Source organism: Pseudomonas citri, from assembly GCF_025336485.1.
GTDB classification, from domain to species: domain Bacteria; phylum Pseudomonadota; class Gammaproteobacteria; order Pseudomonadales; family Pseudomonadaceae; genus Aquipseudomonas; species Aquipseudomonas citri.
The window spans coordinates 393,516-408,150 of sequence record NZ_JAODAB010000001.1 but is presented as its reverse complement, the minus strand read 5'-3'; the positions used below and the strand labels follow the sequence as shown (position 1 = coordinate 408,150).

At 61.9% G+C, this 14,635-nt stretch carries 13 protein-coding genes; 6 read left to right on the top strand and 7 right to left on the bottom strand.

Features of this window, described 5'->3' with window-relative positions; all coding sequences use genetic code 11:
* Positions 1 to 20: 20 nt before the first annotated feature.
* A complete protein-coding gene (locus tag N4Q37_RS01820; protein ID WP_260954791.1) occupies positions 21 to 461 on the bottom strand; it encodes a CBS domain-containing protein in 441 nt (146 codons plus the stop codon).
* A 217-nt stretch (positions 462 to 678) separates the two neighbouring features.
* On the opposite strand from N4Q37_RS01820, the gene N4Q37_RS01815 reads away from it, so the two are divergent.
* Entirely contained in the window at positions 679 to 3,042 is a 2,364-nt protein-coding gene (locus N4Q37_RS01815) for a DNA polymerase II (protein ID WP_260954790.1), read from the top strand.
* 139 nt (positions 3,043 to 3,181) lie between these two features.
* On the opposite strand, the gene N4Q37_RS01810 is transcribed toward N4Q37_RS01815, so the two are convergent.
* Both N4Q37_RS01810 and N4Q37_RS01805 read right to left on the bottom strand, forming a co-directional pair.
* Positions 3,182 to 4,003, bottom strand: a complete 822-nt coding sequence (locus tag N4Q37_RS01810; protein WP_260954789.1) for an aldo/keto reductase — start codon at positions 4,001 to 4,003, stop codon at positions 3,182 to 3,184.
* A gap of 108 nt (positions 4,004 to 4,111) precedes the next feature.
* Positions 4,112 to 5,263 (bottom strand): aldose epimerase family protein, encoded by a 1,152-nt coding sequence (locus tag N4Q37_RS01805; protein WP_260954787.1) that lies wholly within the window; start codon positions 5,261 to 5,263, stop codon positions 4,112 to 4,114.
* 367 nt (positions 5,264 to 5,630) lie between these two features.
* Between N4Q37_RS01805 and N4Q37_RS01800 the strand changes: the two genes are divergently transcribed.
* From N4Q37_RS01800 to N4Q37_RS01790, 3 genes are all read left to right on the top strand, one after another.
* Positions 5,631 to 6,311 (top strand): hypothetical protein, encoded by a 681-nt coding sequence (locus N4Q37_RS01800; protein WP_260954940.1) that lies wholly within the window; start codon positions 5,631 to 5,633, stop codon positions 6,309 to 6,311.
* 106 nt (positions 6,312 to 6,417) lie between these two features.
* Entirely contained in the window at positions 6,418 to 7,203 is a 786-nt protein-coding gene (locus N4Q37_RS01795) for a sulfite exporter TauE/SafE family protein (RefSeq protein ID WP_260954785.1), read from the top strand.
* 170 nt (positions 7,204 to 7,373) lie between these two features.
* The gene (locus N4Q37_RS01790) at positions 7,374 to 7,922 is read left to right on the top strand and encodes a DUF4174 domain-containing protein (protein ID WP_260954782.1); all 549 of its coding nucleotides are present in this window, start codon (positions 7,374 to 7,376) and stop codon (positions 7,920 to 7,922) included.
* Between the two features lie 23 nt (positions 7,923 to 7,945).
* Here the strand turns inward: N4Q37_RS01790 and ampC are convergent, their stop codons facing one another.
* Positions 7,946 to 9,094 (bottom strand): class C beta-lactamase, encoded by a 1,149-nt coding sequence (gene ampC / locus N4Q37_RS01785; protein ID WP_260954781.1) that lies wholly within the window; start codon positions 9,092 to 9,094, stop codon positions 7,946 to 7,948.
* Positions 9,095 to 9,313: 219 nt separating this feature from the next.
* Between ampC and N4Q37_RS01780 the strand changes: the two genes are divergently transcribed.
* Positions 9,314 to 10,192: a Dyp-type peroxidase gene (locus tag N4Q37_RS01780; protein ID WP_260954780.1), complete on the top strand. Its 879-nt coding sequence runs from the start codon at positions 9,314 to 9,316 to the stop codon at positions 10,190 to 10,192.
* A gap of 77 nt (positions 10,193 to 10,269) precedes the next feature.
* Positions 10,270 to 11,016 carry an SDR family oxidoreductase gene (locus tag N4Q37_RS01775; protein WP_260954779.1) on the top strand — a complete coding sequence of 249 codons (747 nt, stop codon included), beginning with the start codon at positions 10,270 to 10,272 and terminating at the stop codon, positions 11,014 to 11,016.
* Positions 11,017 to 11,044: 28 nt separating this feature from the next.
* On the opposite strand, the gene mapR is transcribed toward N4Q37_RS01775, so the two are convergent.
* The 3 genes from mapR to N4Q37_RS01760 form a co-directional block, all read right to left on the bottom strand.
* Positions 11,045 to 12,454 carry a GntR family transcriptional regulator MpaR gene (gene mapR / locus N4Q37_RS01770; protein WP_260954778.1) on the bottom strand — a complete coding sequence of 470 codons (1,410 nt, stop codon included), beginning with the start codon at positions 12,452 to 12,454 and terminating at the stop codon, positions 11,045 to 11,047.
* Positions 12,455 to 12,554: 100 nt separating this feature from the next.
* The gene (gene ccoG / locus N4Q37_RS01765) at positions 12,555 to 13,967 is read right to left on the bottom strand and encodes a cytochrome c oxidase accessory protein CcoG (protein ID WP_260954776.1); all 1,413 of its coding nucleotides are present in this window, start codon (positions 13,965 to 13,967) and stop codon (positions 12,555 to 12,557) included.
* A 334-nt stretch (positions 13,968 to 14,301) separates the two neighbouring features.
* Positions 14,302 to 14,538, bottom strand: coding sequence for a DUF3203 family protein (locus tag N4Q37_RS01760; protein ID WP_260954775.1), 237 nt, complete (start codon positions 14,536 to 14,538; stop codon positions 14,302 to 14,304).
* Between the last annotated feature and the right edge of the window lie 97 nt (positions 14,539 to 14,635).

Genomic DNA, 14,635 nt, shown 5'->3' with positions numbered 1-14,635 from the left:
CGACAGGCCTGTGGAACGGATCACTCGCCGCGAATGTATTGCTCCAACTGCTGGATCAGGTCGGCCTGTTCCGCCATGGCTTCCTTGACCAGGTCACCGATGGACAACAGCCCGACCAGCCTGCCGTCCTCCACCACGGGCAAATGCCGCAAGTGCTTTTCGGTCATGATGCTCAGGCAGGCCTCGACGTTCTGGTGCGGATCGATTGTGATCACGGGCGACACCATGATCTCGCTGACTTTCGTGCCCACCGACGAGCGACCGTGCAAGACCATTTTGCGCGCGTAGTCGCGCTCGCTGATGATCCCCAGGACTTCATCGTTCTTTACGACCAGCAAGGCCCCGACGTTTTTCTCAGCCATGCGCATCAGGGCCTGCAATACCATGTCGTCCGGTGAGATGGTGTGCACTTGCTGGTTTTTCGCATCTTTTAGCCGGAGCAACTGCGCGACGGTTTTCATGGGGAAGCCTCGGGGTTGTTTTTGCAGGTGATTCAAGAATCGTAGACCCAATGGCGCAGAGCAAGCGATAAAGCGGCAGCCAGTCGTCCAAAAGCGTCATGGCCAGGGAAAATGGCTCCAATCCCGGTCCGGCGCTCTTGTGGTGTGTCAGTTAGGTGGGTGAAGTCCCTTCACCACAGGTAAAATCACCCCTCACGCAAAATTCGAGGTTGCAGCGGTGGATTTACAGCAGGGCTTCGTCCTGACCCGGCATTGGCGCGATACCCCGGCCGGCACCGAAGTCGAGTTCTGGCTGGCGACCGACACCGGCCCCCGACGCGTGCGCCTGCCGCTCCAGCCTTCGGTGGCGTTCGTGCCGCAGATCCAGCGTGGCCAGCTCGAAGCCTTGCTGCAAGGGGAGAAGGACCTTGAGCTGCGCCCCCTGGACCTGCGGGACTTCGAACACCGCCCGGTGCTGGGGCTGTACTGCCAGCAACACGCTCAATTGATGCGCCTGGACACCACGTTGCGCCGCGCCGGGGTGCAGGTGTTCGAGGCCGATATACGCCCGCCGGAACGCTACCTGATGGAACGCTTCATCACCGCGCCGGTCTGGTTCGGCGGGACTCCGGCCGCGGATGGCCTGCTGGTCGACGCGCAGATGAAACCGGCCCCCGAATACCGTCCGCCGTTGCGCCTGGTGTCCCTGGACATCGAGACCACCGCCCAGGGCGAGCTGTATTCCATTGCCCTCGAAGGCTGCGGCGAGCGCCAGGTCTACATGCTCGGACCCGCTAACGGCGACGCTGGCGAGGTGGATTTTCAGCTGGAGTACTGCGAGTCGCGCACCGTGCTGCTCAAACGACTCAATGAGTGGCTCGCCCGTTTCGACCCCGATGGGATCATCGGCTGGAACCTGGTGCAGTTCGACCTGCGTGTGCTGCACGAACACGCTCGACGTCTGGCCGTGCCGTTGCGCCTGGGGCGCGGTGGGGAGGAGATGCAATGGCGTGAGCACGGCGCGCGCAATAACCATTTCTTCGCTTCGGCTGCGGGCCGGTTGATCATCGACGGCATCGAGGCGTTGCGTTCGGCGACGTGGAGTTTCCCCTCGTTCAGCCTGGAAAACGTGGCCCAGACACTGCTGGGAGAGGGCAAGTCCATCGACAACCCGTACCAGCGCATGGACGAGATCGACCGCATGTTCGCCGAGGATAAGCCGGCCCTGGCCCGCTATAACCTCAAGGACTGCGAGTTGGTGACGCGGATCTTCGCCAAGACCGAACTGCTCAAGTTCCTCCTGGAACGCGCCAGCGTCACCGGTCTGCCGGTGGACCGCAGCGGTGGTTCGGTGGCGGCCTTCACGCACCTGTACATGCCGCTGATGCACCGCCAGGGCTTCGTCGCGCCGAATCTTGGCGAACGCCCGCCCGAGGCCAGCCCGGGCGGTTTTGTCATGGACTCCCAGCCGGGGCTCTACGAGTCGGTGCTGGTGCTGGATTACAAGAGCCTGTACCCGTCGATCATCCGTACCTTTCTCATCGACCCGGTGGGCTTGATCGAGGGCTTGCGTCACCCGGACGATCGCGAGTCGGTGCCAGGTTTTCGTGGAGCGCGCTTTTCTCGCTCACGGCATTGCTTGCCGGCCATCGTGGCGAAGGTGGCCGAGGGACGCGAAACCGCGAAGCGGGAACACAACGCACCGCTGTCCCAGGCGCTGAAGATCATCATGAACGCCTTTTACGGTGTGCTCGGTTCCAGCGGTTGTCGGTTCTTCGACCCGCGCCTGGCGTCATCCATCACTTTGCGTGGCCACCAGATCATGCAGCACACCCGGCAATTGATCGAAGCCTTGGGGCACAAGGTGATCTATGGCGATACCGATTCCACATTCGTCTGGTTGCGTCATGCCCACGGCGAGGAGGAAGCAGCGAAGATTGGCCGCGACCTGGTGGCGCACGTCAACCAATGGTGGCGTGACCATGTGCGTGACGAGTTCGGCCTGGAAAGCGCGCTGGAGCTGCAATTCGAAACCCACTTCAAGCGGTTTCTGATGCCAACGATCCGCGGTGCCGAGGAGGGCAGCAAAAAGCGCTACGCCGGCCTGGTGATGCGTGCCGACGGCCGCGATGAGATCGTCTACAAAGGCCTGGAAACCGTGCGCACCGACTGGTCGCCCCTGGCCCGGCAGTTCCAGCAGGAACTCTACGGGCGGATTTTCCATCGCCAGCCGTACCAGGATTATGTGCGTGAGTACGTGCGCCAGACCCTGGCCGGGGCGTTCGATGAACGGCTGGTCTATCGCAAGCGCCTGCGCCGTCCGCTGGAAGACTACGAGCGCAACGTACCGCCCCACGTGCGGGCGGCGCGCATTGCCGACGAGTTCAACCAGCGCCAGGGACGTGCGCGGCAGTACCAGAATGGCGGCTGGATCAGCTACATCATCACCGTCGCCGGCCCCGAGCCACTGGAAACTCGCAGCGCGCCGATCGATTACGACCACTACGTGACCAAGCAACTGCAACCGGTGGCGGATGCGATCCTGCCGTTCGTGGATGATGATTTCTCGACGTTGGTGGGGGGGCAGATGGGGTTGTTCTGAATAGTGGGAGCAAGGCTTGCCCGCGATACAGCCCCCTCGGTTTCCCAGGCAGACCGGCGTTGCCTGCATCGTGGGCAAGCCTTGCTCCCACAGGTTGAACTGACCCCAAGAAGTCAGTGCTTGGCCTGCCCCCGACCTTTCAGACCATCGCCAACTGCTGCTTGCCCTGGGGCTGGGGGAATATCAGGTCGAGGGCCGCCAGGTCCTGGGGCTCAAGCTTCAGGTTCGCCGCCTCGGCGTTCAAACGTACGTGTTCAGGCTGCACGGCCTTGGGAATCGCGATGACATTGCCCTGGCGCAACAGCCAGGCCAAGGCGATCTGCGCCGGTGTTGCGCGGTGGCGTTGGGCAATCTGTCCCAAGGTGTGATCCTTGAGCAGATGCCCGCCCTGGCCGACCGGGCAGTAGGCCATGACCGGCATCTGCCGTTGCTGGCACCAGGGCAGCAGGTCGAATTCGATGCCGCGTGCTTGCAGGTTGTACAACACCTGGTTGGTGGCGCAGGCGGGCGCTGCCAGTTCTTCAAGGTCCGCCACATCGAAGTTCGACACCCCCCATCGACCGATCTTGCCTTCCTCGCGCAGGCGTTCGAAGGCTTCGACGGTTTCCGCGAGTGGATACTGTCCGCGCCAGTGCAGCAGGTAAAGGTCGATGTAGTCGGTGTCGAGCCGCCGCAAACTGCGCTCGCAGGCCTGCGGGATGCCCCGGCGGCTGGCGTTGTGGGGATAGACCTTGCTCACCAGGAACACCTGGTCGCGCAGGCCGGTGATCGCTTCGCCCACGACGGTTTCGGCACCGCCCTCGGCGTACATTTCAGCCGTGTCGATCAGGGTCATGCCTGATTCGATGCCGAGGCGCAGGGCCGCCACTTCTTTCTTGTGAAGGGAGCGTTCCTCACCCATGCGCCAAGTGCCCTGGCCAATCACGGGTACCGATACATCGGCCATTTGCAAAGTCTTCATGCCTGTCTCCTGTTTTCGAACATCAAGACGTGTGGCAGCAGGATAGACCAGTCGTTCGAGGAGAATCGTTGCGAAGTTGCATCGCAACGATTCTGCGCAGGGGCGTGGTTATTTTGCCGAGAACTTCAACACCATGGTCTGGGTGTAGGCCTGGCCTGGATCAAGCCGTGTCGAGGGGAAGGCTGGCTGGTTGGGCGAGTCGGGGTAATGCTGGGTTTCCAGGGTGAACGCGCCCCAATGCGGATAGACCTTGCCGTGCTTGCCCTTGACCGTGCCGTCGAGGAAATTGCTGGTGTAGAACTGTACGCCCGGCTCGCTGGTGTAGAGCTGCAAGCGCCGTCCGGACTGCGGGTCGTACACTTCGGCGGCCAGCTTGCTCACGTCGCCCTTGGCGTCGAGCGCCCAGTTGAAGTCGAAGCCGCCCTGTTTCGGTTCGGCGAACTTGAGCTGCGGATGATCCGCCTTGATGTGAGTGCCGATCGCGGTGGGTTGGGTGAAGTCCATCGGCGTGCCGGCCACGGGGGCCAGTTCACCGGTGGGGATCAGCTTGGCGGTCACCGGGGTGTAGTGGGCGGCGTGGAAGGTCGCGACCTGTTTCAGGATATCGCCGTTGCCCGCACCGGCCAGGTTGAAGTAACTGTGGTTGGTCAGGTTCAAGACCGTGGGTTTGTCGGTGCTGGCCTTGTACTCGATGCGCAACTCGTTCTGTTCATTGAGGCTGTAGGTGACGTCGGTTTTCAGTGTGCCGGGGAAGCCCATCTCGCCATCGGGCGACAGGTAGGTGAGGGTCACGCCTACCGAGTCCTTGCCGTCATGGGGCACGGCCTTCCAGACCCGTTTGTCAAAACCTTGCGGTCCGCCGTGCAGCGAGTTGCCGTGGTCGTTCTGCGGCACCTGGTAGCGTTTGCCGTCCAGCTCGAATGCGCCGTCGGCCAGGCGATTGCCGAACCGGCCGATGGTTGCGCCGAAGTACACGCTGCCGTTTTTCTGGTAACCCTGCACATCATCGAAGCCGAGCACGATGTCGGCGGCCTTGCCGTTTTTGTCCGGCACGCTCAAGGACTGGAGGGTCGCGCCGTAGGTGATGACGGTGGCCTCCATGCCGTGGCTGTTGCGCAGGACAAATTTTTCCACCGCCGTGCCGTCGTTGGTCTTGCCGAACGCTGCGCGTTCATTGGTCAGGCCGGCCGCCTGGGAAGCCGAAGTGGCGATCATCAGAGACGCTCCGAGAGCTGTGATCAGGTGTCTGGATTCAAGCATGGTATGACCTTCCTTCCTGGGTTTTGTTGTTGTTTTGAATGCGGGTCGGGTCCGTTACTTGGTCGGACAGTAGTAAAGGTTTTTCTGTTCAGTAGTCTTTCTATTTGAGGGTTTTAAAAGGATTTATAGCCATTAATCCAGAATTATCAATTAAAAAGTAATACTAATTAGATGAGGCGAGCCTGGCCCAGACGTCAGGTTTCTCGTCAGGCGCCGCACTTTTACGGTTTCTACCGCTCTATCCATGGCCAGGAAGCGGTGACTCCCCACCGCTTCCCCATGCCCAGACCGAGATTCGATGGCTGATGTTTTTAAACCTGTATTGATCTGGCGACGTCGTTCTCTGGCGGTGCTGACGGGCGTTTTGATGCTGCTGGGCAGCGGTTGCAGTCACCAACAGGGACAGGACATGGTCACCCAGTTCCGCAACGCCAAGCCCCAGGAGTTCTTGCAGACCAGCGTCGACCGCATGGCCACGCTGTCGATGCGCGACAACCTGCAAAGCCTTTATCTACTGATGAACAAGCTCTACCTGCGCAACCCCGAGGAGTTGCGCAAGTCCGGTTTCCTCGACGCCCGTACCGCCGAGAAGCAGGTGCGCATGGCCATTGAACAGCAGCAACCTTTACCGGCCTTGGGCGGCAAGAAGGATCTCGCTGCCCTGAGCTATGCCATGAGTCCGCAATTTTTGGGGGACCGGGTCGGGGCGTTCATCTATGCCATTGGCAGCATGCTGGTCACTGCCCATGGCAACCGCCTCGAGTTCTACATGACCGATGCCATCGATCCGCGTTTTGTCAGCAACGCGGCGCGCAACATCGAGAAAGCTACTTGGTTGTTGAGCCAGCGACAGGACAAGGACGGCAAGCCTTTGCTGTTTTCCAATGAAATCTCGGAAGAGGGCAGCAATCTGAGCTTCGCCGTGGAGTTCGGGAAAATCGTCGCGCGGTTGGACCTGTTGACGCAGATGCTGGACGAACGCTACCGGCGGATCGGTTTGAATTATGCCCAGAGCTTGCTGTTCCTGAATTTCCTGCCGGTGCAATGAGGCGGAAAAAGGAATAAAGATAGATCACATCGATATAGGGGAGTTATAAGAAAAGTCGCTATGCTCGCTGCCAGATTTTTTCTAGCAGCGCGCTGAGACGGATTTGATGGATTTCGGTAGTGTCGGTTTAATCGTAGCGGGTCTGGTGGTCGGTTTTATCGTCGGGATGACCGGCGTGGGCGGTGGTTCGCTGATGACCCCGATCCTGTTGTGGTTTGGTATCAACCCTGCGACGGCCGTGGGCACGGATTTGTTGTACGCGGCCATCACCAAGTCGGGTGGCGTGCTGGTCCATGCCAGGAATCGCAACATCGACTGGGCCATCACCGGTTGGCTGACATTGGGCAGCGTGCCAGCGGTGGGCGCGACGCTGTGGTTTCTCAATAGCCTGCACAGTTCTCCCGACGCCATGAACGCGGTGATCAAGCAGGCCTTGGGGGTCGTGCTGTTCGTCACCGCCCTGGCGATCCTGTTCAAGAAGCGCTTGCTGCAATTTGCCCATGACCGCGCGGGTGGCCACTACAACCCGACCGGCTCGCGGCTCAACGCCTTGACCGTCGTGACGGGCCTGGTATTGGGCACCATGGTCGCGTTGACGTCCATTGGCGCCGGCGCCCTGGGCACCGTGGCCTTGTTCATTCTCTATCCGTTCCTGGTCACCAAGCGTCTGGTGGGCACCGAAATCGCCCACGCCGTGCCGCTGACGTTGGTGGCTGGGTTGGGTCACGCCAGCATGGGTAACATGGACTGGCATATCCTCGGCTTCCTGCTGGTGGGCTCGTTGCCGGGGATCTACCTGGGCAGTCATTTGTCGGGGCGGATCTCCGATGAGCTCTTGCGTCCGTGCCTGGCGGTGATGCTGGCGATGATAGGGTTCAAGCTGGCGTTCTAGGCGTACAGAGCCCAATACATCCCCAATGCTCCTGACGACCTCCTCTTCCCCGGTTGCGCAATGAACCCGCTGGCCTAAGCTTCAGGGCAGGCAGGTGTATCGAGCGACTCTCGCGGAACAATCGCTGCCGTGTGCAATCAGTACAGCGTGAATATCAAAAGGAGAGGCGCATGCTCATTCGGTCCTTGACCCTCGCTACCTTGCTGGCCATGGCCGGCCCCCTGTTCGCCGCCGACGGTGACTCCCCCCTGGTGGCGGAGGTGGGCAAAACCCGCCCCTTGATCGTCATTGCCCCCAGCACCGTCGACCCGGCCTGGGTCAGCTTGAAGAAGGCCCTCGACGAGCCGGCAGGCAAGCAAGGTTTTTCCGAACGCAATATGGTGCTTTACACCGTGCTCAATACCATGGGCCAGCGTGACGGCAAGGAGCTGGATCCGCAAAGCACCATGGCGCTGATCCGTTCGCTCAAGCTGGGTGCCAGTGCCCAGACCAAATTCATCCTGGTGGGCAAGGACGGGGAAAAGAAGCTTGAACACGCCGGTGCCATCGAACTCAAGGACCTCTTCGAGGCTGTCGACAAACTGCCAGCGGCCGAAAAAGAAGCGGTAGCGCCCACTCCACCTCCTGCGCCAGAACCTGCTCCAGCCAAGGATGCAAAGGGCGGCAAGCCTGGCAAGGCCGCCAAACCGCCGGCTGCGCCGCAGCCATTGGATGATTGAAAGCCAATGGCCACAGGGGGCGGTTATTGGTCGTCCAGCGCAGCCAGGATCCGGTGCGCCGCTTTCACCCGTTCTTCGATCGGGTAGTTCTTGTTGGCAAGCATGACGATCCCCATGTCCTTCCCTGGTACGAACGCCACGTAAGCGCCAAAGCCGCCGGTGGAGCCGGTCTTGTTGATCCAGGCGTTGGCCGGCGCAGGGCGGGGTGGTTCGAGGGAGGCTACCGTGTTGGGCGTCATGGCGACCGGGGTCGAGTTGCCGGCCAGCAACTGGTCCACGGTGACCGGGTAAGGGTAGAACTCCCAGCCCAGCCCCTGGGTCATCCCTCCGACCGTGTAGAAACCGGTGTGGGTGGTGGCGATGGCCTGGCGCAGGTCGCCGTCCAGTTTCCCGGGGTGCAGGTTGGCGTCGACGAACCGGATCAGGTCCGATGAGCTGGTCTTGACCCCGTAGGCCTCGGAATCCAGCGCACCGGGCCCGACCCGGACTGGCCTGCCGTCCTTCGCGTAGCCTTGGGCGTACCGGCCCAGTTGTTCCTTGGGCACACGCACATAGCTGTGCTTGAGGCCCAATCCTGGCATCAATGTGTGTTCCATCAGCTCATCGAACGGTTGCCCCAGGCTGCGGGCCGCCAGATAGCCGAACAGGCCGATGCTGGGGTTGGAATACAGCCGCTGGGTGCCGGCCGGGTAGAGGGGTTTCCAGGCGCGGTAGTAATCGAACATCCGCTCCGGATGGTCGGCCGTATCGGGGAATTGCAGGGGCAGGCCGCCGCCGGTGTAGGTGGCGAGATTGAGCAGGCTGATACTGTCAAAGGCACTGCCGCGCAGTTCGGGGGCAAAGTGGCTGGCCGGGTCCGCCAGGGACAACTTGCCCCGGGCCTGGGCATAGGCGCCGAGGGTCGCGGTGAAAGTCTTGCTGACCGAGCCGATTTCGAACAGCGTCTGGTCGGTCACTGCGTTTTTCGTGTCCTTGGAGGCCACACCGTAGTTGAAGTAACGGTGTTGACCGTTGTGTGTAATCGCCACGGCCATGCCCGCGATGTCCTGTTGCTTCATCAAGGGCTGGATAACCCCGTTGACCGTGTCTTGCAGGCGATCCTGGGCAAGCACCGGGGCGATTGCACAGGCGAAGCAGAAAGCGCCGGCGAGTAGTGATTTGGCAAAAGGCATGTCTGACCGTCTCCATGGCTGGGGTGGTCAATCTAGGGCCTTTCAGCGTGGTCGGCAATCGCGCCTCCGGCTGTCCAGGTCAGCTTCAGACATGTCCGACCCGGACGCAGGCGCTCTCCTACGAAAAGCCCTGGCGGTCACCGGGTGTGACGTTGATGTGGCAAACCACACAAACCCACGACCGCCGGGTAAACTGGCGCTCTTTGCAAAGGAGTCCACATGAGCTACTACCAGCCCGGCATTCTCACCACCCCTGTTCCGCCTCAGGCCCGCCACTTGTTCTTTGACCTGGCATCGGTAGACGCGCTGCCGGCTGCCCTCGACAGGCTGTCGTTGCTACTGGACGCTCGTGCGGTGATCGGGTTTGGCGAGTCCCTGGTCCAGGCGCTCGGCGCACAGGTCCAAGGGCTGCGGGCATTTCCGGCGTTGGCAGGGGTTGGCGTGGACAATCCTTCGACCCAGCACGCGCTGTGGTGCTGGTTGCACGGTGAGGATCGCGGGGAACTGCTGCACCGCAGCCGCGCCATCGAAGCCGCGCTGGCCCCGGCGTTGCGCCTGGTGCAGATGAACGAAACCTTCCGGCACATGACCGGCCGTGACTTGACCGGCTACGAAGACGGCACGGAGAACCCCCACGACGACGCCGCTGTCGCGGCAGCCCTGGCCCAGGGTGCCGATGGCTTGCGGGGCGGCAGCTTCGCGGCGATCCAGCAATGGCAGCACGACCTGGACGGTTTTGCCGCAATGCAGCCTCACGAGCGTGACAACATCATGGGGCGTCGCCTGAGCGACAACGAGGAAATCGACGATGCGCCGGAGTCGGCCCACGTCAAGCGCACTGCCCAGGAAAGCTTCGCACCGGAGGCGTTCGTGGTGCGCCGCTCCATGCCCTGGATCGAAGGCGACCGCGCCGGGCTGATGTTCCTGGCGTTCGGTTTTTCCCTCGACGCCTTCGAGGCGCAGCTGCGGCGCATGAGTGGCCTGGAGGACGGCATCACCGACGGTTTGTATCGCATGAGCCGGCCCATCACTGGCGGCTACTACTGGTGTCCGCCGCTGCTGAAAGGGCGCCTGGACCTGCGGGCTTTGGCCCGTTAAGCGCAGCGCTTTGTGCGAAAACACCCGTGAACGCTATCCTTGGGCCCAACGTCTGTGGGTAAAAGGGGGGAGCAAACGTGGATAAAGTCATCGTGATCACGGGGGGCGGTCGCGGCATCGGGGCGGCCACCGCACTGTTGGCTGCCGAGCTGGGCTACCGGATCTGCATCAATTATCAAGCCGATGAAAACGCCGCCCAGGACGTCCTCCAGAGGGTCCGGGCCAAAGGCGCGCAAGCGATCGCCGTGCGGGCCGACGTGAGCGTCGAGGACGAAGTGCTGGGTCTGTTCAATCGGGTCGATGCCGAACTGGGCCGTGTCACGGCGTTGGTGAACAACGCCGGGACGGTCGCCCAGAAGGCCCGGCTCGACGAGATGTCCGAGTTCCGCATTCTCAAGATCATGAAGACCAACGTGCTGGGGCCGATGCTCTGTTCCAAGCACGCGGTGTTGCGCATGTCACCCCGGCACGGTGGGCAGGGCGGCAGCATCGTCAACGTGTCGTCGGTGGCCGCTCGCCTGGGCTCGCCAAACGAGTATGTCGACTACGCCGCTTCGAAGGGGGCCTTGGACACCTTCACCGTTGGCCTGTCCAAGGAGGTGGCTGGCGAAGGCATCCGCGTCAACGCGGTGCGCCCGGGCTATATCTACACTGATTTCCACGCCCTCAGCGGCGATCCGGACCGGGTCAGCAAACTGGAGTCGGCCATCCCCATGGCCCGGGGCGGCCGTCCGGACGAGGTGGCCGAAGCGATCATCTGGCTGCTGTCGGACAAGGCTTCGTATGCCACGGGGACGTTTGTGGACTTGGGTGGCGGGCGCTGAATCGCGAGTCAGGACAGACAACCTCTGTTCAAAACGAGCGAATAATCCGCCCCAACGTCTCCATGGCCTTTTCCGATACGTCGGTCCACGGGCTGCCGTAGTTCAGGCGGATGCAATTGCGAAAGCGCCGGGTCGGTGAAAAGATCGGCCCCGGCGCGATGCTGATGCCTTGGGCCAGCGCCATCTGGAAGAGTTTCAACGAGTCCATCTGTTCGGGCAGTTCCAGCCACAGGAAGTAGCCGCCCGTTGGCTGGCTGACGCGGGTCTGGGCCGGGAAATAGCGGGCGATAGCGGCGAGCATGGCGTTTTGCTGTTCTTCCAGGGCGTAGCGCAGCTTGCGCAGGTGACGGTCGTAGCCGCCGTGTTGCAAGTAGTCGGCAATCGCGGCCTGGGCGGGCATCGAGGCGCACAGCGAGGTCATCAGTTTGAGTCGTTCGATCTTCTGCGCATATCGTCCGGCGGCGACCCAGCCAATGCGATAGCCCGGCGCCAGGCTCTTGGCGAACGAACCGCAGTGCATCACCAGGCCTTCGGTGTCGAACGCCTTGGCCGGCTTCGGCGCTTGCACGCCGTAATAGAGCTCGGCGTACACGTCGTCTTCGATCAGCGGCACCTGATGGCGGCGCAGCAGCTCCACCAGCGCCTGTTTCCTGCCTTCGGGCAGGGTCGCGCCCATGGGGTTCTGGAAACTGGTCATGCACCAGCAGGCCTTGATCGGATGGCGCTCCAGTGTTTGCTCCAGCACATCCAGGTCGATACCGTCACGCGGGTGGACGGGAATCTCCACCGCCTTGAGCTTGAGCCGTTCCAGCACTTGCAGGCTGGCATAGAAGGCCGGTGCCTCGATCGCCACCAGGTCGCCCGGCTCGGTCACGGCTTGCAGGCACAGGTTCAAGGCCTCCAGGGCACCGTTGGTGATCAACAGCTCCTCCATGGGCAGCATCAGCCCGCCGACCATATAGCGCAGGGCGATCTGCCGGCGTAACTGTGGGTTGCCCGGCGACATGTCCGTGACCACCACGCGCGGGTCCATGTCCCGTGTGGCGCTGGACAGCGAGCGGGACAGCCGTTGCAGGGGGAACAGCGTCGGGCTGGGGAATGCCGAGCCGAAGGGGACGGTGGTGGGATCCTTGAGCGAATCCATGACCGAAAATACCAGCTCGCTGACGTCGACTTCGGTCGATTCGTGCACCTGGCTGCTGACCGCCGGCTCGGAAAACGAACTGGGCGTGTGGGCATTGACGAAGTAGCCGGAGCGCGGCCGTGCGCGGATCATGCCGCGTCGTTCCAACAGGTAATACGCCTGGAATACCGTCGACGGGCTGACGCCGTAGGTCTGGCTGGCGTAGCGCACCGAGGGCACGCGCTGGCCCGGGCCCAGCATGCCGGAGCGGATGAGTTCAGCGATGTCGTCGGCGAATTTTTCGTAGCGTTTCATGGCGGGCCCGGTCTTGAACGATTCAGGGTAACGCAGGGTGTTGGAAATTCTGGGGGAGCAAGCTGTGCTCCCACAGGTGTCCGGCATCTTAAATTAAACTTCAGCGATTCATCGGCGCCACGAAACGGCTTTTGGCCAGGCTGTAGATGCCGGGCTCGTCGCTGTCGGCCACCTTGAAGGTCATTTCCTGGGAGCCTTTGGCGGGGTGCTCACTGAGCATCGCCACCGACACCGGCACATCGACGATTTCCCCCGCCGCCAGGCTCAGGTGTGTCTGGCCTTGCAGGACCAAACCGTCGCTGTCCACCAGGGACAGTTGGTAGTCCTGGCGTTGCTGGGTCTTGTTGATGATTTTCAGGCTGTAGATGTTCTCGATCTGCCCGGCGCTGTTTTCACGGAACAGGCCGCGGTCCTTGCTCACGTCCAGCGACACCATGGGCCGTTGCACCAATGCCACGACGAGGGCGCCGATCATCACCAGCAGCACGGCGGTGTAGCCGATCAGGCGAGGGCGCAGCAAATGGGTCTTGCCGCCTTGCAACTGATGTTCGGAAGTGTATTTGATCAGTCCACGGGCGTAGCCCATCTTGTCCATGATCGAGTCGCAAGCATCGATGCACGCCGCGCAGCCGATGCACTCCATCTGCAGGCCGTCGCGGATGTCGATGCCGGTGGGGCAGACCTGCACGCACATCTGGCAGTCGATGCAATCCCCCAGGCCGATGTTGGCCGGCTTGACGTCGCGCTTGCGTGGGCCGCGGATTTCACCGCGGGCCGCGTCATAGGAAATGGTCAACGTGTCCTTGTCGAACATCACGCTCTGGAAGCGCGCATAGGGGCACATGTGCATGCACACCGCTTCGCGCAGCCAGCCGGCGTTGAGGTAGGTCGCCCCAGTGAAGAACAGCACCCAGAACAGGCTGACGCCGCCCATCTGCCAGGTCAGCAGCGCTTCGGCCAGCGGGCGGATCGGCGTGAAGTAGCCCACGAACGTCAGGCCGGTCAGCAGGCTGATGGCCAGCCACAAGCTGTGCTTGGCGCCGCGACGGAGCAGTTTGTTCAGCCCCCAGGGCGCCGCTTGCAGCTTGATCCGCTGGTTGCGTTCGCCCTCGGTGACCTTCTCGCACCACATGAACAGCCAGGTCCAGGAGCTTTGCGGGCAGGTGTAGCCGCACCACACGCGGCCGGCAAACACGGTGATCGCAAACAAACCGAAAGCCGCGATGATCAGCAGCGCCGACAACAGGATGAAATCCTGGGGCCAGAAGGTCGCGCCAAAAATGTGGAACTTGCTTTCGGAAAGATCCCAGAGCACCGCCTGGCGACCGCCCCAGTCCAACCACACCGTGCCGAAGAACAGCAGGAACAAAGCCCCCGCGCCACTGATCCGCAAGTTGCGAAACAGCCCGGTGAAACTGCGCGTGTGGATCAGGTTATCGGTGCTTCGGGCTTTTATCTTCGGCGCCGCGGGTTCGAAGGTCGGGATCAACTGGACGGGGATTCTATCGCTCATGGTCGGTCGCTCATCAGCCTGTATCTGGCCGGCGCACTATGACCATCGAACTGCTTGCATAACAGACTCAGGTGTATCGATAAAAACCGGATCAGATGCCATCAAGCCCAGTCGCTGCGACACTTTGATGCAGCTGTGAACGAGCGAACAACCACTTTGGGGCGAGTGCGATCGATAGGAGCAATGGTGTGGAAGCAGCATGGAAGTAAGTCTGGAAGCAATGCTGTGGGAGCAAAGCTTGCTCGCGATAGCAGCACCTCGGTCTATCAGAAGGACTCCATCATCGTTCGTCGCGAGCAAGCTTTGCTCCCACACATTGAACCCCTCAAGGGATTCAGATCACCGAGTCGCTGTCGGTGGCCTTGAGGTGCTTGCGCCCATCGACCGCCCCGGCCACGGTCAGGGCGTCGGCTTCGGCCTCGGTGATGTAGACCAGGTCGCCATTGATCTCCACGACAGACATGGCTTTGTCCGGGTCGGTGATGATGGTCAGCTCGCGAGCGGGGCGTCGTTGCGTACCGTTGGCGGTGGTGAAGTAGCAGTTCTGATCTGCGTCGATTTTCTCAAGCATGACGTCACTCCTGGCTGGGTGTCCTGAGTGTTAGGTCCCTGGCACCGGCCAGGGTTCGTTGCGGCTGATCAGCGGTCGAATGCACCTCTGATGCCGT